Genomic DNA, 16616 nt, shown 5'->3' with positions numbered 1-16616 from the left:
GGTCGTCGGCGCTCGCTCAGACGGGGCGGACGGTCTCGGCCTGCGGTCCCTTGGCGCCCGTGCCGACCTCGAAGGTCACGGCTTGACCCTCCTCGAGCACCTTGTAGCCCGGCATGTCGATGGCCGAGTAGTGCACGAAGACGTCCTGTCCGCCGTCCGACGTGATGAAGCCGAAGCCCTTCTCCGCGTTGAACCACTTCACGGTTCCGTTGGCCATCGTGTTGCTCCCCTGCTGTGTTCGTGTCGCGTGCCGCGGCCTACGTGTGGCCGAGCACGGGGTGATGCTAGCGACGCGGCGGGGCGCGAAATCGCGCAGGAGGCCCGAAATCGCGCCCCGTTCGCAAGATTCAACGCAGATTAAACATCGGCGTAACACCGGCGGCCGTGGAGGGCGCGAGGAGGCCGTTCAGCCCGCCATCGGAGCGGTTTAGCCGGCAGGCGCCGGCGGGACGTAGTCCTCGCCGAGCACGACCGTGATCGCCGCGATCGGGAACGCGTCCGACAGCTGCACGTCACTCGCGCCGACGAGCTGCGCGATGCCGCGCGCGATGCCCTCGTCGTCGGGGTTCGAGAAGTAGACGATCGTCGTCGGCTCCTCGGTGTTCGACGCGGATGCGCGGCTCGGGTTCGGCCAGCCGGCTGCGGCGATCTGGTCGCCTGCGGTGTTCGAGAGGCCCTGCGTCGGCGTGCCGTTGAGCACGGCGAGCGTGAGCTGACCGAGGTACTCGGGGTCCACGGCGAGCGGGTCGGTGATCGGCTCGGCGGTCTCGACGACGGTCGGCGTGGGCGTCGGCGTCGGGGTCTCCTGCGCGAACGGCAGCTTGAAGGTCGGGTCGAACGTCGAGAGCAGGAACAGGCCCGCGACGGTCAGCACGGCGGTCGCGAGCACGGCCCAGCCGAAGCCGATCCAGCCGCGGCCGCGACGGCCGGGGGCGCGGTGCGCGCCGACGCGGTCGACGCCGCCGGGGATGTCGTCGAAGCGGTCGCGGGGGAAGCTGGCCATCTAGTCGGTCGGGTCCTGGGTGTCGATGCGGAAGGTTCGGGAGGCGCGGGCTGCCGCCCGGGCATCCCGCACACGCTGCAATCGGCGCACCAGGAGTGGGTCGTGGCGCAGCGCTGCCGGCGAATCGAGTATGGCCGACAGAAGCTGATAGTAACGTGCGGGTGCCACGTCGAACTCGGCACGGATGGCCGAGGCCTTCGCCCCCGTCCGCCCCGCCCAGGCGTCCTCGAACTCGAGCACGCGCCGCGAGAACGGGTCGAGCGGTTCGGCCGGAGTGAGGCGCGCGGCGCCCGAGCTGGCGGACATGCGGCACCTCCCTGATCTCGTGCGGGCTGACGTCGGAGACCGGCGTCATCCGGTCGACGCCGCCAGCCTAGGAGCGGTGAGCCTCCGTGCCCGGGCGACCCGCGGGAGGACGCACAGCCTCGAGCACGTCGCCGTGCGGGGAGCCGGATGCGAGGGGCACCCCGTCGAGGGCGAGCACGAAGCCAGCGGCGGCATCCGCTCGCCCCTCCGCCGCGAGCGCGGCCCAGCGCTCGGTGACCTCGGGCAGGGCTCCGCGGGCCTCGAACGTGACGGCCCGACCGCCCGCCCCGGCGATCGCCGCGAGCAGGCGTTCGCGGTCGGCGGGCGGCAGGTAGACGGCGGTGCCGAGCGTCGCGACGACGAGGGTCGCGCTGGCGGTCGCGGCGGCGGGCAGGGCGGCGAGCGCGTCCGCGACCGCGGCGGGCAGGGCGGCGAGCGCGTCGCCCGCGACGACCTCGACGGGGTGCGCGCGCGCCGCCGCGAGTGCGGCGCGCAGGCGTTCCCGCCGCTCGGGCCGGTCGGGCGGCAGCGAGGCCTCGAGCCAGCGCGCGTCGTCGGCGTCGCGCGCGTCGAGCGGTGCGAGGTCCACGCCCCGCCGCCAGCGGATGTCGGGGAGCGCGTCGGGGACGAGCACGGCGTCGAGTCGGGCCTCGAGCACAGGGCTGCCGTCGCCGAGTGCAACCCCTGCCTCGCCGTCCGGCGTGCGGAAGCGGTAGCCGTACCGGTCGGGCAGCAGGCAGAGCCCCGCCGACGCGCCGAGCTCGACGAGGGCGATCGGTCCTGGGATGTGGGCGAGCGCCACGAGGAGCGGCACGCAGCGCCCGGGCTCGTTCGTCTGCACGCGGCGGCGCGGCAGCTCGCGTGCGAGGTCCTCCGCGCGGGCGAGCACGGCATCCGCCCACACGGCGTAGGGCGCGTCGGGCACGCCGAGGTACGCCGCGACCGCGAACAGCAGCGACGGCTGCCGCGCGGGTCGCGGGAGGGCGTCGAGCAGGGCGAGCACGCGGTCGTCATGGGCGACGCCGAAGCACCACTCCACCTGCCGCGGCGACGTGGCCGCGAGCTCGCGCGCGGCCCGCAGGTACCAGTCGCGCGTGCCCTCCGTCATCTCCACATCATCCGGGAACTCCGAGACGTCCCGCGACGTTGTATCGAGCGGGTGCCCGGAGCGGGTACCTAGGATGTGCGAGGAAAGGGGACGCGATGGGCTACAACGTCAGCAAGTCCGAGGAGCAGTGGCGCGAGGAGCTCGGCGAGGACCGCTACCGGGTGCTGCGCCAGGCGGGCACCGAGCGGGCATGGACGGGTGAGCTGCTCGACGAGCACCGCGCGGGCCTCTACACGTGTGCCGCGTGCGGCGCCGAGCTGTTCAAGAGCGGCACGAAGTTCGACTCCGGCTGCGGCTGGCCGAGCTTCTACGACTCGGTGAACCCGGATGCCGTGGAGCTGCTCGAGGACACCTCGCTCGGCATGGTGCGCACCGAGGTGCGCTGCGCGAACTGCGGCGGCCACCTGGGCCACGTGTTCGACGACGGCTTCGGCACCCCCACGGGGCTGCGCTACTGCATGAACTCCCTCTCGCTCGGCTTCCAGGCCGAGGGCGAGGCCGCAGCGGGCCACTGATGGCCAAGAAGGGTTCCGCCGCCGACGCGATGCTGCGGCGGCGGTCCCACTCCTCCGTGGGCGACGAGGCTCCGAGCGACAAGGAGCTGCTGCGCGCGATCGAGGTCGCCGGCACGGTCGCCGACCACGCGGCGCTACGCCCGTGGCGGGTCATCGCGATCCGCGGCGAGGCGCGCGAGCGCGTGGGCCGCGCGATCGCCGAGGACTCCGGGGCGACCGGATCGGATGCCGAGAAGCTCGCCCGCAAGCCGTTGCGCGCGCCGCTCCTGCTCGCCGTCGTCGTCTCGCCGAAGCCGAGCGCGAAGGTGCCCGACTGGGAGCAGGAGGCCGTCGCATCCGGTGTCGCCCACGCGTTGAGCCTGCTGCTCGACGAGGCGGGCTGGGGCGTCATGTGGCGCACGGGCCACTACACGCGCTCGGGCGCCGTTCACCGTGCGCACGAGCTCGCCCCCGACGAGCGTCTGCTCGGCTGGCTCTACGTCGGGTCGAAGCCCGAGAAGAAGAGCGGCAAGCGCAAGCCGGTCACGGCGAAGAAGCATCTGTCGAGCCTCTGAGCCCTCGGATGCGGCTCCCGCATCCGCTCACGACCTCCCGGCGGCGAGCAGGATGAGGTCGGCGACCTCGCGCGGGTGCGTCACCATCGCGAGGTGGCCGCTCTCGAGCTCGATCGTGTGCGCGCCCATCCGATCGGCGAGGAACCGCTCGAGCTCGGGCGACGTCGTGCGGTCGTTCCGCGAGATCGAGTAGAACGTGGGCTTGTCGTGCCACGCCGCGTGGGTCGTGTGCGAGCTGAACAGCTCGTCGGAGATCGGCCCCTGCACGGCGTAGAGCGCACGCGCTCGTCGCTCGTCGACGCCGTTCGCGAAGTCGTTCAGGAACGCGTCCTCGGAGAGCTGCGCGAAGCCGTCGGCGTGCTCGAGGCCCGCGCTCGCGGGCGGTGCGGGGAACCCGCCGGCGAGCGCGCCGTAGTCCTCCCCCGCGTCGGGTGCGCGCGCCGCGATGTAGACGAGCGCGGAGACCTTGTCGTCGCCGCCCGTCTCGGAGATGACGGTGCCCGCCCAGGAGTGCCCGGCGAGCACGACGGGACCGGTCGCACGCGCGAGGGCGCGGCGGGTCGCGGCGGCGTCGTCGACGAGGGTCGTGAGCGGGTTCTGCACGGCGATGACCTCGAGGCCCGCGTCGAGCAGCAGGGGGATGACTCGCTCCACGACGAACCGTCGGCGTAGGCGCCGTGTACGAGCACGACGCTCTCGGCATGGGGAGTGGTGCTCATGGTGGTGCCCCCTTCTGCGGGCGCACCGGGGGATGTGCGCCGGGATGCTGGCCCCCAGCCTGCACCCCGCCGCGAGCCGGACGCTACCCCTGGTCGCAGTTCGCGAGGTCCGTCTCGGCGAGCGGCTTGCCCTCCTCCGTGATGTAGGTGACGAGCAGCACGACCGGCTCGTCGCCCTCGTTGACGCCCTCGTGGATGTAGTCGGCGCCCTCGATGATCGAGTCACCCGCCTCGTACACGTGCACGCCCGTCGGGTAGACGGGGGCGCGGTGGGTGAAGGTGCCCTGCTCGACGACGGCGATGAGCTGGCCGTAGTGGCAGTGCTCCCCCGTGCCGGCACCGGGTTGGATCGTGATGCGGCGGAAGGTGACCGCGGCGGGCCCGTCGACCTCCACGTCGACGGCGGCGGTCTGCTCGCCGGCGCCGAGCTCGTCGACGGCGACGGGTGAGGTGGCGGTGCAGCCCGCGAGGAGGGCGGCGGATGCGGTGAGCAGGCACACGAGGACGAGTCGGGTTCGGCGCATCCTCCGACTGTATGGCGGGGCCGGGAGCCGCTGCGACGCCCGTTCGGGTGGCCCGAGGTCGGTCTGGGCGACGGTCGGTCTGGGCGACGGTCGGTCTGGGCGACGGCGTGCTGGGGGCGGCCGGCGCGCGCTCAGGCTCTGCGGTGCCCGGGGCGACGGAACGACGCGATGCCGACGGCGACGACCGCGAGCGCGGCGCCCCCGATGGTCGCGACGTCGACGTGCGCGTCGCCGACCGGCAGCAGCACGTCGAGCAGCACGGCGACCGTGAGCTGGCCGGCGATCGCGGCGAGCGTGTAGAGCAGCACGCCCACGAGCGGCACGATCGCGGCGGCCCCCGCGATGAAGACGATGCCGAGCAGCCCGCCGGAGTAGAGCCACGCATCCGTCGGGAACGCCGCAGGCGGTCCGACGATCGCGACGTCGACGGCCGCGGCGACGGCGAGCACGATCGTGCCCGCGACGAAGCTCACGAAGGTGGCGCTCAGCACCGACCCCGCCGCGCCGCGAAGTTGGCCGTTGGCGGCCTGCTGCCACGACGTCGCGATGCCTGCGACGAAGGGCAGCGCGAGCAGCCACCACGGCGCGTCGCCCGCGAGGCGACCGGAGACGCCCCATACGACGGCGACGACGGCGAGGAGTGCGCCCGCGAGCCGCGGTGCCGTGAGCGCCTTGGGCGGCATCGTTCCGATGCCGCGGCGGTCGACGATGAGCGACCCGACGGTCTGCCCGCCGACGAGCGCGACCGAGAAGAGCGCGACACCGACGACCGCTGCGGTGAGGCCCTGAGAGGTGACCATGAGCGCACCCGCGGCGCCTCCCACGAGGAACCAGGGCGACATCCGCTTGTCCCGCAGCGCGTCGCGGATGCGGCCGAGACCGCGGCGACCGGGTCGCCACACGATGAGCGCGAGCGCGCACGCGACGGCGCCCGAGCCGAACGAGATGAGAGCAGCGAGGATGCCGTCGCCGAGCTCGTGGGCGAGCTCGCCGTTGACCCGCGACTGGGCGGCCATGAAGCCGCCGACGATGACCGCACCGATGACGGATGCAGTGGTGACGAACGGGCGCAGCGCGTGCTCGTGCGTCATGGCCCTCCGTCCGGGTGGAGCCTCCTGTCGGATTCGAACCGACGACCCTCGCTTTACAAGAGCGACGCTATCCAGAGCAAAGGAGGCGGCTGTCATCAACGTCATCGAGCGAGCGATGACGGACGTCGATGACACACTACAGCGCGCCTGTCATCGAGGAGGTCGAGTGGCCCAAGCCGTATCCGTCGAAACGCCCGAGAGGTGGGCCGTGCTGGACCAGCGCGGCGTACCGATCCCCGAGGTGACCCCATTCCTCAGACACCTCGCGTCCATCGAACGATCGACGAACACGATCCGCGCCTACGCGTTCGACCTCGCGCACTTCTACACCTTCCTCGAAGAATCCAGCCTCGCATGGAGTGCCATCACGAACGAGGAGCTGGCGAAGTTCATCGCCCACATGCGCACCCCGGACCCGTCGCTCGCGACCCCGAACCGGACTGATGGACGGCGCAAGCCCGCTTCCGTCAACCGCGCCATGTCTGCGGTGACATCGTTCGCGCGGTACCGTCACGCAACGGCAAACGACCCGGTGTACTCCGTCCTGTTGAAGGCGGCGCGCGTCCGCAAGAACCGGTACTCGGAGCGTGCCGAGTACGTCGCAACCGTCGGCCCACGACTGCGATCGCCGAGCGCCGAGCTGAAGATCCTGGACGACAACCAGGTCGAGCGGATCATCGACGCAACAAGCAACCTGCGGGACCGCTTCCTGTTCTCGCTGCTCGACGAGACCGGCCTCCGAATCGGTCAAGCCCTGCTGCTGCGACACTCCGACGTGCGAGTGCCTAGCTCAACGATCGCGGTGATGAAGCGGCCGAACGAGCCGGGCATCGACGCACGGAACAAGAGCTACAACTACGCCATGATCCCCGTATCCGCCAGCCTCATCCGCCTGTACGCGGCGTACATGCACGCCGAGTATCGGGACCTCGACTCCGACTTCGTCTTCGTGAACCTCTGGGCTGGCGAGTACGGAAGGCCGCTTACCTACCAGTCGGTCGAGCAGACCGTCGCACGGCTTCAGAAGAAGACCAGCATCTACGGCTGGTCGGCCCACACCTTCCGCCACACCTATGTGACCCGGCTCATCGGCAAGCAGGTGCCGATCGAGACCATCTCATACCTGGTCACCCACTCCACGGTGCAGACGACACTCGATACCTACAACCACCTGGACGTCGACAAGGTGCGTCAACAGCTCATCGAGGCGGGAGCGTGGGACCGTGACTAGCGCGCTGCGCAAACCTGCGCCGTCGTCGATCGACCTTGTCGAGCATCTCCCCGAGGCCTTCCTTCTCGACCCGATCCCTTTTGACTCCGAGGGACGCTACTCCAACCCGCCCTGCGCGGTCGCCGGCTGCTCTCGCGAGTCACAGCGTCGCGAGATCCCGCTTTGCCGCACCGACCTCGCAGCCTTCGAACGCCAGAATCTCCGCCTGGAGCAGTGGCTTCGAGAACGCAAACGGCAACGCCCGCACAAGCTCGCCGGAGGATTCGAGGTCCTGGCCGCCGGCTCGCGCACGGTTCGAAACGAACTCGCGCTGGGACTGCACGAGCGAGGAAAGCGCGGCCGGACGACCTTGCCCGCGGCAGTCGCCGCGCTTGCGCGATCGCTCAGGAAGCATCACGTCGAGACGCTGCTCGACCTGCGCCAGAACCGCATCAAGATCGAGGAGATCAGCCGCGCGGCCGGGGGCTACCGTGACCTCGCACGAGGGTTCCTCCTCGACACCCTCGACGCGCTCTGCGTGCTAAGCGGGGTCGAGCCGACGCGTCGCTACCTGGGAATCGCGTCCGCTGGCGGAGCTGCCTACGTCAACCACAACCTCATCACGAACCCCGAGTTCGCGGCATCGGTGGAGCGTTGGATGGCATACCGCATCAACGCCGAAATCGGCGCACCCCAGTACATCCAGGCCATCCACGGGCACGTCGTCACCTTCTGCACGTGGCTCGACACGCAAGGGGTCACCCGCTGGAGCGACCTCACCCGCGACCACATGCTGGGGTTCCTCGGCTACGTGGTCTCCCTGGAGAAGCGGCCCGGTGCCAGGTACAGCGCGAAGCACCAGAACGCGATCCTCGGAGCGGTGAATCTCTTCATCGACGAGGCAACTCTCAACGAATGGGCGGACATCAGGCGAAGCGCCCGCCTGCTCCCCAACGAACGCCCGAAGATCCCTGCCAGCCCACCGCGGCTGATCGGCAAGGACGTGATCGCAAGGCTGCGCCACGCCGGCAACCTTCAACTCGTCGCAGACCTCGACTGCCGCCTGATCATCCGCATCGCAGCCGAGACCGGCTTGCGCCGCAAAGACATCGCGGCAGGGATGACGATGGACTGCGTACTCGACCTAGGCGGCGGCAAGTGGTCCATCGCCTACCGCGATTCCAAGAGCGGCGATATGGCGACCGCTCCCATCAACGAGGAGCTCGCCGTCGCCATCGTCGAGCACATCGCCCACAAGCAGTCGAAGTACCCCGGTACACGCAACCTGTTCGCACGCGACCTATCCGATCGCGTCATCACCCTTACGCTCGTCAACGCCTCGCTTACGAAGCTCATCGAGGACCTCGACATTCGAGGCTCCGACGGAGAGTTCCTCAGAGTGACGCCACACATGTTCCGGCACCAGAACGCGACCGACTGGCTCGAAAGCGGCATGTCGATCGCCGCGGTGCAGAAGCTCCTCGGGCACAAGAGCATGACCACGACCCAGGTGTACGCGCGCCTTTCCGAGCAGAAGGTGCGCGACGAGTGGGAGCGATCGCGGGCGGTCACCAACACCGGTGAGCTCGTTGAGCGGCCCACCGGCCTCATGGAAGAGGCCGCGTGGACCCATGCCTTCCTCGGGGGCGCCGCTCAGGCGCTGCCGAACGGTCGTTGCGGAATGCCCTGCGGCGAGACGTGTGAACACGCCAATGCCTGCCTGTACTGTCCGCTCTTCATGACGACCCCGGACTACCTGCCTGTTCTCCGCGATCAACGAGACGACCACGCGAAGATGATGGAGCTGGCCGAGGTCGAGGGCCACACCCGCATCGTCGAGAAGAACCGCAAGCCCTTCCTCGCGCTCACGAAGCTCATCGCGAGCCTGGAGGAGATCCAGCGTCGCGACCAGGGGGAGGCCGGAGTTGCCTGAGCATCTGACGGACGCCGCACGGGCTCGATCAGACCGATCGCTGACGGCGGTTCGTGCTGCCGTTCGACGGCTCGACAAGCAGAGGAAAGCCATCTCCGTGAGCTCGGTCGCCGCGGAGGCCGGCGTCTCGCGCAACTTCATCTACACCACTCCTGAAGCCCGCGATCTTGTACTCGGCGCCCGTACCGAGTTCGCTGAGCGCAGGCCCCAATCGCTGCCGAAGTCGAAAGCCGGCGGATCGACGGACGCATCCCTTCGCACCCGCCTCGCCGCCGCCCTCCAGGAGATCAGGTCGCTCACGGACGCGCTAGAGGCCGAACGCGCGAAGAACGCAACCCTCATCGCGGAGGTCGTGGCGTTGCAGAATCCGGTGCTTCCGCCAAACGTGCTCCCGATCCGGGAACGACGATTCTGAGTCAGTCCTCGTCGTCGACGCCCAGATCTTCGAGCACCTCGAAGGGCGATTCGACGTCGCCGCGCCACGCCTCGATGCCTTCTCGGATGGCGAGGATCGCGACGACCAGCGCGGCCACCGAGTCGGCCCACCACCACCCGAACATGCTGTTGAGGACGAGGCCGACGAAGACGGTGCCGGAGAGGTAGATGCAGAGGATGAGCTGCTTCGCGTCGGCCAGCACGCTCTTTGAGTCGAGCTCGCGGCCGGTGCGGATCTCGAACCAGGCCAGCAGCGGCATGATGAGCAGGCTGAGCGCCGTAATCGCTAGGCCGAAGGGGCTGTGCTCAGGCCCCTCCATCGAGAACAGGCTGAGCACCGCATCGGTGATCACGTATGCGGCGAGGGCGAAGAACGCCAGGCCGATCGCCCGGACTGTCACCTTCTCCCAGCGCTCCGGGTGCTTGCGAGTGAACTGCCAGGCGATCAGGGCCGCGGAGAGGACCTCGACCACCGAATCCAGGCCAAACCCGATGAGTGCGGCCGAGGATGCCGCGACGCCGGCCCACACGGCCACGATGGCCTCGATCACGTTGTAGGTGATCGTGAATGCGACGATGAACCGCACCCGGCGGTGGAGTCGTGCCCGCCGCTCGGCGGTCAGCGGCGCGCTCACGCGTCTCCGCCGATCCCGCAGCAGCCTGGAACCGTGCATGAAGCGTCGACGCACGTAGCGTCCTGATCCACGGCAAGGGTGACGTCGACGAGCGCGGTGAGTGCGGCCGCGAGGTGCGGGTCCGCGATCTCGTAGCGGGTTTGCCGGCCCTCGGGTTCGGCGACCACGATTCCGCAGTCGCGCAGGCAGGTCAGGTGGTTCGATACGTTCGAGCGTGTGAGCTCCAACGATCGCGACAGCACCGCGGGGTAGCTTGGCCCGTCCAGCAAGGTCATCAGGATGCGGGAACGCGTCGGGTCGGCCATGGCGCGCCCGAGTCGGTTCATCACGTCGAGGCGCGAAGCAAGAGTCAGCATGTACTGACTATACAGCCACCACTGACCAATGCAAAGTGGCGATTGGAGCCTCCTGCCGGACTCGAACCGGCTACCTTCTCATTACAAGTGAGACGCTCTACCTGGTGAGCTAAGGAGGCGAGGGATGGACGTTCGGGCCAACACTACCGGCCCCAAATGCCCGTCGATGGCATGTCATCCACGCCTCTCCTCAGCAACTACAAGGTCAGTGCGAAGCCATGCTGTAGATAACGGGTGCTCTGGCCAACTGAGCTAAGGAGGCGACAGGGGTCCAGCCTACGGGGCCGAGGCCGGGGCCTCGCTCGCGGACGGGCTCGGTGTGGGGGTGGCGGCGAAGTTGTCGCCCGCGGCGCCCGTCACGAACTGCGCGAGCTCCTTCGGGTCGAAGTCCTTCGTGTACTGGAACCTCTTGCCGTCGACGATGATCGTCGGCGCCGTCGTGACGGCGGGGATGTCGGCGTTCGGGATGGGGCCGTTGAGTGCGCGCACGGTGGCGGCCTGCACCCACGACGCGAAGCGCTTCTTCTCGATGCACGTCTTGATGCGCGCGGTGTCGGTCGCGCCGGCCTTCGTCGCGCGCGCCAGGAGCTCCTCGTCGGTGAGGCCCTCGGTGCCCTCCTCGGGCTGGTTCTTGAACAGGGCGCCGTGGAAGTCGAAGAACGCGTCGGGCGAGTACTCGGCGACGCACGCGGCGGCGTTGGCGGCGCGCAGCGAGTACTGGGTGCCGGCCGACTTGGTCGTGAGGAGCGCGATGGGGTGGATCTCGAGGGTCGCTGCGCCCGACGAGACCCACGTGCGCAGCTGCTCGGCGTTGTTCGCCTCGAAGGTGCCGCAGTTCGCGCACAGGTAGTCGACGTAGATGCGGATGTCGATGACGCCCGGCTCGGTGGGCTCCGACGGCACGGGGGTGGCGCTGGGGGCGAGGCCGGGGGTGCGCTCGGCCTTCAGGTCGGCGCCGATCTTGATGCCGTCGCTCGCCATGTTGAGGGGGCCGCGTGCGGGCGCCTGGTTCATGGAGATGAGGGTGACGGCGACGACCGCGATGACGACGATGGCGCCGCCGAGGATGCTCAGCTGGAGCACGAGCCGGCGGCGGCGCTCCTGCTTGCGGTGCAGGGTGCGCAGCTCGCGGGCGCGTTCCTTCGCTGCAGCCCGGGCATCGTTGCCGCCGGGCTCCGGGCGATCGGACTCGCCGTAGGTCATCGATCCTCGTTCTCGGGTGTGGGAGCGCGTTCGGAAGGATACGACGCGCGGGTACACGGACGCCACTCGCGCCCCGGGCACGATGCTAGGGAGCCAATCTGGGAACCTTCCGGACGCTCGCTGAGCACGACGCCCCTCCGGCGCTATGTCATACTGAGCGGAATCGCCGGCACTGACGCCGGTGATCTTCCATTCACTACGGATCGTCCGGCACGTACCTGCCGGTGAAGGAGAACGAACGATCATGGCATCCGTCACTTTCGACAAGGCCACGCGCATCTATCCCGGCTCGACCCGCCCCGCGGTCGACGCGATCGACCTGCAGGTCGATGACGGCGAGTTCCTCGTGCTCGTCGGCCCCTCCGGCTGCGGCAAGTCCACGACCCTGCGCATGCTCGCGGGTCTCGAGGAGGTCAACGACGGCCGCATCCTCATCGGCGACCGCGACGTCACCGACGTTCCGCCGAAGGACCGCGACATCGCGATGGTCTTCCAGAACTACGCGCTCTACCCGCACATGACCGTCGCCGAGAACATGGGCTTCGCGCTCAAGATCGCCGGTGTCGGCAAGGAGGAGCGTGCCGCTCGCGTGCTCGAGGCGGCGAAGCTCCTCGACCTCGAGCCCTACCTCGGTCGCAAGCCGAAGGCCCTCTCGGGTGGTCAGCGTCAGCGTGTCGCCATGGGTCGCGCGATCGTGCGTCAGCCCCAGGTGTTCCTCATGGACGAGCCGCTGTCGAACCTCGACGCGAAGCTCCGCGTTCAGACCCGTACGCAGATCGCGTCGCTGCAGCGTCGTCTCGGTGTCACCACGGTCTACGTGACCCACGACCAGACCGAGGCCCTCACGATGGGCGACCGCATCGCGGTGCTCAAGGACGGCATCCTGCAGCAGGTCGGTTCGCCGCGTGACCTGTACGAGACGCCGAACAACGTGTTCGTGGCCGGCTTCATCGGCTCGCCCGCGATGAACCTCTTCCAGGCGGATGTCGCCGACGGCGGTGTGCGCTTCGGTACGTCGGTCACTCCGATCGAGCGCGACGTTCTCGCGTCGGCGAAGTCGGGCAAGGTCATCGTCGGTGTCCGCCCCGAGGATGTCGCCATCTCGTCGGGTGGCGAGGGCCTCACGGTCGAGGTCGACGTCGTCGAGGAGCTCGGTGCGGACGGTTACCTGTACGGCCACACGGAGCTCGACGGTCACCGTGTCGACATCATCGCCCGTGTCGACGGTCGCAACCACCCGGAGGCCGGCGAGAAGGTCGTCGTGACCCCCGTTCCGAAGCACGTGCACGTGTTCGACGTCGAGTCGGGCGACCGTCTCAACGCGGCGGTCAGCGCCAGCGCGTAAGCAACTCTCAGCACGGAGGCCGTATCCCCTCGGGGGTGCGGCCTCCGTCGTTTGCGGGTACGAGTGCGCGGGCCGGGCTCGTGCCCGGGGTGGGTCGGTCCCGCGGTCACCCGAGGTCGGTCTCGCTCTGGGGATGGGCCTGATGCTCGGGTGGCCTCGTCCGGGACGCGACTCACGGTTCCGCAGGTCTCCACTCGAGGTGGTCGCGGAGCGCCGCCGCAGGCGACGCGTCTCGAGACCGGCCCGGCAGGACAGTGGCCGCCGGACACGCCCGAATGACCGTCGCTCGCGGGCGCCGGGGACCGCTCGTCATCTCTGCCCGCTGGGCACCGCCGCTGGCGGCGCGCGCGTCACAGTTCAATGTCGAGCGGCGAGGCGGCGGTAGGCGCCGGACTTGGTGGGCAGCGGGATGGGGCGCTGCTGCCGGCCGATCGTCCGCGGTGGGATGAGCTCGTAGCGGATGGCGCCCTCGTGCACCCGGTGCCGGAACTCCCAGCCCTGGTCGTGCACGAGTCGATGGTGGTGTCGGCAGAGCGAGATTCCGTCGTCGATGTCGCTGCCGCCGCCGTCTCGCACGTAGTGCCGGATGTGGTGGGACTCTGTCCAGGATGGCGGGCGCTCGCAGCCGGGGAACATGCATCCGCCGTCTCGAGCGTGGAGCGCGATCCGCTGCTTGCGCGTGTAGAGGCGGGTCGTGCGGCCGAGGTCGAGCGGGCGCTTCTCGGCGTCGAAGACGATGTGCCGAGCACCCGCGACGCAGATGTGGCGCTCGGCGGTGGCGATCGAGACGGGGGCGGTCTGCCCCTCGAGGAAGGCGACGCCCGTTCCGGCGGCCAGGTCGGTGGCGGTGACGAGCACCCGCACGGCGGGCGCACCCTCACCGAGGAGGAGCGAGGGGTCGGCGGTGTGGCCGACGCGAAGAAGCTCGGTGAACGCGTCGGACGCGAGCTGCTCCGCACTGCGCGGGTCGCGCTCGACGCCCCGAGCACGCTCGAGCTGGGCAGCGTCGACGAAGCGGGGCCCGCCGAGCTTGGGCGAGGTGACCCGGTCATACACCTCGGTGACGACAGCCGCGGTCTCGGGGTCCATGAGCCAGACGAGGCGCGACATGCCGTCGGGCTGGCGATAGACGCGCAGCGATCGCGCCTCGTGACGACGGCGCTCGCGCAGGGCGACGCCCGCGACGTCGAGCTCGTCACGGAGCACACGGGCCCGCGTGCGGAGCCGGTCGACGTCGAGCGAGCGAGCCTCGTCAGCGAGCAGACGGGCCGCCTCGGTGAGCGCCTCGACCGTGACGCGTCCCGCATCCTGTGCGGGATCGCCGGTCGGCCGGTCGGGCTCGCCCAGCCCACGGCGGATGGCATCCGCCTGCTCGACCGACACGTCGCCGGAGCGTACTGACTGCAGCACGGGAGCCATCCACGGCTGCGACGGCGGAACGGGAGGCGCGGCGGCAGCGGATACCGGGGCATCGAGCACCTCGCCCGTCGCCGGGTCCACGAGCCCGACCCCGCCGATGACGTCACCGCTGGGCCCATCACCGCTGGGCTCGTCGCCGCTGGGTTCGTCGCCGGTGAGCTCGTCGCCGCTGGGCCCGAGCCCGTCGCGCCCCGTTCCCACCGACGCGGCGTCGCCGTCGCCACCCTCGCCACCGGGGCCGCCACCGGCGCCGCCAGCTGTTCCCGCAGCCTGCGCTGCCCGTGCGGCTTCCGCCGCCTCGACGAGCATCGTGCCGACCGCGACGCTGCGCTTGGCGTCTGACAGCGACGATCCCGTCGCGACGCGCATGAGTTCAGCGGCCGTGCGATGCCCGAGCGACTGCGCGAGCCCCGAGAGTCCGAGCTCTGGACGCGAGCGGCGCGCGACCTCGCCCGCGATGAGGGCGGACTGCGCGCGCACGAGTCTCTCCTGCGCGGCGACGAGCTCGGCGAGCTCCAGGAGGGCACGGTCGGTGACCTCGCCCAGCCGATCGGCGTCGCACGCGGCGATCATGATGGCGCCCAACGCGCTCGCCTGCTCGACGACGGGCTCGGGTACAGGCGGAATCCCGAGCTCCCGATCCCACGCGGCGAAATCGGACTCGTCGACGAACTCGCGGGTGGCGGCCGGGCACGCAACACTGCCGTCTGGTGCGATCACCGTCGTGACGAACCGAGCGTCATCCGCATCCGCGCGCACAGCATCCGCGTAGGACGCCGCGGCGGACGCCTCGAATGCGGATGCGGAAGTGGCCATGGAGCGATTCTACCGAGACTCGAACGTGTATTCCACAGATGTGGAGAACCGGTGGAGAACTCGTCGAACACCCTTTGTGGAGGAGTGGCACCGTCCCGCCCCGCACCGGCCCACCCCCACGGCCCACGCCCTGCCCCAAGCAATAGGCTCGACCCGTGAGCTCGCTGTCGATCACCTCCGCCATGCCGGACCCGGCGCTGCTCGACCTGCCGTGGAACCTGCCGCTCGAGGTGTGGCCCGAGGAGACGATCGCGGCGCTCCCGAAGGGCATCTCGCGCCACCTCGTACGATTCGTTCACCTCGAGGGCTTCGTCGTCGCGATCAAGGAGACGACGGTCGAGCTCGCACGGCGCGAGTACGACATGCTCCGCACCCTGCAGCGCCTCGACGTGCCGTGCGTCGAGCCGGTCGCGGTCGTCACGGGCCGCATCGGCGACGACGGCGAGGAGCTCTCCCCCGCGCTCGTCACGCGCCACCTCAAGTTCTCGCTCCCCTACCGCGCGCTCTACTCGCAGGCGCTTCGCCCCGACACCGCCACGCGACTCGTCGATGCCCTCGCGCTCCTCCTCGCGCGCCTGCACCTCATCGGCTTCTACTGGGGCGACGTCTCGCTCTCGAACACCCTCTTCCGCCGCGACGCGGGCGCCTTCGCCGCCTACCTCGTGGATGCGGAGACCGGCAAGCTCTACGACGGCGGCCTCTCGAACGGGCAGCGCGAGAACGACCTCGAGGTCGCACGCGTCAACATCGCGGGCGAGCTCCTCGACCTGCAGTCGGGCGGTCGCCTCGATGAGGCCGTCGACCCCGTCGGGATCGCCGACGGCATCGTCGCGGCGTACCGGTCGCTGTGGCGCGAGCTGACCGCATCCGAGACCTTCCCCGAGGCGGAGCGCTGGCGCATCCGCGAGCGCGTCGAGCGCCTCAACGACCTCGGCTTCGACATCGAGGAGCTCTCGATCCGCAAGGACGGCGACGGCACGAGCGTGCGCATCCAGCCGAAGGTCGTGGATGCCGGCCACCACTCCCGGCGCCTGCTGCGCCTCACGGGGCTCGACGCGGGCGAGAACCAGGCGCGGCGTCTGCTCAACGATCTCGACTCCTACCGGGCGACGCGCGGCAAGGCCGCCGACGACGAGGAGATGGTGGCCCACGAGTGGCTCGTGTCGGTGTTCGAACCGGTCGTGCGCTCGATCCCGAAAGACCTGCGCGGCAAGCTCGAGCCGGCCGAGGTGTTCCACCAGCTGCTCGACCACCGCTGGTACCTCTCGCAGGAGCAGAAGCGCAACGTGCCGCTCGCCGAGGCGCTCACCTCCTACATCGACACCGTGCTGCGCCACCGCCGCGACGAGGTGACCGTGGTCGGCCCGCCGACGGCCGCCATCACGCTCCCCATCGCGGTCGTCGACGACGGCGAAGAGGATTGGATGGCGAAGGTCTGAGCGCG

The 16616-nt window shown here is 70.0% G+C and carries 18 protein-coding genes and 2 tRNA genes; 7 read left to right on the top strand and 13 right to left on the bottom strand.

Annotated elements, in window-relative coordinates:
• Positions 1-16 precede the first annotated feature (16 nt).
• The 4 genes from H4J02_RS02725 to H4J02_RS02710 form a co-directional block, all read right to left on the bottom strand.
• Positions 17-217, bottom strand: a complete 201-nt coding sequence (locus tag H4J02_RS02725; RefSeq protein WP_187675593.1) for a cold-shock protein — start codon at positions 215-217, stop codon at positions 17-19.
• 210 nt (positions 218-427) lie between these two features.
• Entirely contained in the window at positions 428-1003 is a 576-nt protein-coding gene (locus H4J02_RS02720) for a LytR C-terminal domain-containing protein (RefSeq protein WP_187675592.1), read from the bottom strand.
• Entirely contained in the window at positions 1004-1309 is a 306-nt protein-coding gene (locus tag H4J02_RS02715; RefSeq protein WP_187675591.1) for a DUF3263 domain-containing protein, read from the bottom strand. It lies immediately after the preceding gene.
• 67 nt (positions 1310-1376) lie between these two features.
• Positions 1377-2417 carry a DUF2332 family protein gene (locus H4J02_RS02710; RefSeq protein WP_187675590.1) on the bottom strand — a complete coding sequence of 347 codons (1041 nt, stop codon included), beginning with the start codon at positions 2415-2417 and terminating at the stop codon, positions 1377-1379.
• 95 nt (positions 2418-2512) lie between these two features.
• On the opposite strand from H4J02_RS02710, the gene msrB reads away from it, so the two are divergent.
• Complete coding sequence (gene msrB / locus H4J02_RS02705; protein WP_187675589.1) at positions 2513-2932, top strand: peptide-methionine (R)-S-oxide reductase MsrB; 420 nt, start codon at positions 2513-2515, stop codon at positions 2930-2932.
• The gene (locus H4J02_RS02700; RefSeq protein ID WP_262406187.1) at positions 2932-3486 is read left to right on the top strand and encodes a nitroreductase family protein; all 555 of its coding nucleotides are present in this window, start codon (positions 2932-2934) and stop codon (positions 3484-3486) included. Before msrB ends, H4J02_RS02700 begins: the two co-directional genes overlap by 1 nt.
• A gap of 27 nt (positions 3487-3513) precedes the next feature.
• Here the strand turns inward: H4J02_RS02700 and H4J02_RS02695 are convergent, their stop codons facing one another.
• The 4 genes from H4J02_RS02695 to H4J02_RS02680 form a co-directional block, all read right to left on the bottom strand.
• Positions 3514-4140: an alpha/beta hydrolase gene (locus H4J02_RS02695; RefSeq protein ID WP_262406186.1), complete on the bottom strand. Its 627-nt coding sequence runs from the start codon at positions 4138-4140 to the stop codon at positions 3514-3516.
• A 148-nt stretch (positions 4141-4288) separates the two neighbouring features.
• Positions 4289-4729, bottom strand: coding sequence for a cupin domain-containing protein (locus H4J02_RS02690; RefSeq protein ID WP_187675588.1), 441 nt, complete (start codon positions 4727-4729; stop codon positions 4289-4291).
• Between the two features lie 131 nt (positions 4730-4860).
• Entirely contained in the window at positions 4861-5820 is a 960-nt protein-coding gene (locus tag H4J02_RS02685) for a DMT family transporter (RefSeq protein WP_187675587.1), read from the bottom strand.
• Positions 5821-5835: 15 nt separating this feature from the next.
• Positions 5836-5907, bottom strand: a tRNA-Thr gene (locus H4J02_RS02680).
• A gap of 79 nt (positions 5908-5986) precedes the next feature.
• Here H4J02_RS02680 and H4J02_RS02675 point away from each other — a divergent pair.
• From H4J02_RS02675 to H4J02_RS02665, 3 genes are read left to right on the top strand one after another with little or no spacing between them, the layout of a single operon-like run.
• A complete protein-coding gene (locus tag H4J02_RS02675) occupies positions 5987-7051 on the top strand; it encodes a tyrosine-type recombinase/integrase (protein WP_187675586.1) in 1065 nt (354 codons plus the stop codon).
• On the top strand, positions 7044-8963 hold the full coding sequence (locus tag H4J02_RS02670) for a site-specific integrase (protein ID WP_187675585.1): 1920 nt from the start codon (positions 7044-7046) through the stop codon (positions 8961-8963). The genes H4J02_RS02675 and H4J02_RS02670 overlap by 8 nt, the downstream gene beginning before the upstream one ends.
• Positions 8956-9378 carry a DUF6262 family protein gene (locus H4J02_RS02665; RefSeq protein ID WP_222942203.1) on the top strand — a complete coding sequence of 141 codons (423 nt, stop codon included), beginning with the start codon at positions 8956-8958 and terminating at the stop codon, positions 9376-9378. Before H4J02_RS02670 ends, H4J02_RS02665 begins: the two co-directional genes overlap by 8 nt.
• A 1-nt stretch (position 9379) precedes the next feature.
• Here the strand turns inward: H4J02_RS02665 and H4J02_RS02660 are convergent, their stop codons facing one another.
• From H4J02_RS02660 to H4J02_RS02645, 4 genes are all read right to left on the bottom strand, one after another.
• Entirely contained in the window at positions 9380-10033 is a 654-nt protein-coding gene (locus H4J02_RS02660; RefSeq protein ID WP_262406185.1) for a cation diffusion facilitator family transporter, read from the bottom strand.
• On the bottom strand, positions 10030-10389 hold the full coding sequence (locus H4J02_RS02655; RefSeq protein ID WP_187675583.1) for a helix-turn-helix transcriptional regulator: 360 nt from the start codon (positions 10387-10389) through the stop codon (positions 10030-10032). The genes H4J02_RS02660 and H4J02_RS02655 overlap by 4 nt, the downstream gene beginning before the upstream one ends.
• A 43-nt stretch (positions 10390-10432) precedes the next feature.
• Positions 10433-10508 (bottom strand) — tRNA-Thr (locus tag H4J02_RS02650).
• A 157-nt stretch (positions 10509-10665) separates the two neighbouring features.
• Positions 10666-11592 carry a thioredoxin domain-containing protein gene (locus H4J02_RS02645; RefSeq protein ID WP_187675582.1) on the bottom strand — a complete coding sequence of 309 codons (927 nt, stop codon included), beginning with the start codon at positions 11590-11592 and terminating at the stop codon, positions 10666-10668.
• A 244-nt stretch (positions 11593-11836) separates the two neighbouring features.
• On the opposite strand from H4J02_RS02645, the gene H4J02_RS02640 reads away from it, so the two are divergent.
• Complete coding sequence (locus H4J02_RS02640) at positions 11837-12937, top strand: ABC transporter ATP-binding protein (RefSeq protein ID WP_187675581.1); 1101 nt, start codon at positions 11837-11839, stop codon at positions 12935-12937.
• Between the two features lie 357 nt (positions 12938-13294).
• Here the strand turns inward: H4J02_RS02640 and H4J02_RS02635 are convergent, their stop codons facing one another.
• Positions 13295-15172, bottom strand: a complete 1878-nt coding sequence (locus H4J02_RS02635; RefSeq protein WP_187675580.1) for an HNH endonuclease signature motif containing protein — start codon at positions 15170-15172, stop codon at positions 13295-13297.
• A 182-nt stretch (positions 15173-15354) separates the two neighbouring features.
• Between H4J02_RS02635 and H4J02_RS02630 the strand changes: the two genes are divergently transcribed.
• Entirely contained in the window at positions 15355-16611 is a 1257-nt protein-coding gene (locus H4J02_RS02630; RefSeq protein WP_187676392.1) for a DUF4032 domain-containing protein, read from the top strand.
• Positions 16612-16616 lie beyond the last annotated feature (5 nt).

Origin of the sequence: Protaetiibacter sp. SSC-01 (genome assembly GCF_014483895.1) — a bacterium.
GTDB lineage: Bacteria > Actinomycetota > Actinomycetes > Actinomycetales > Microbacteriaceae > Homoserinibacter.
This window is presented reverse-complemented; position numbering and strand designations above follow the sequence as displayed.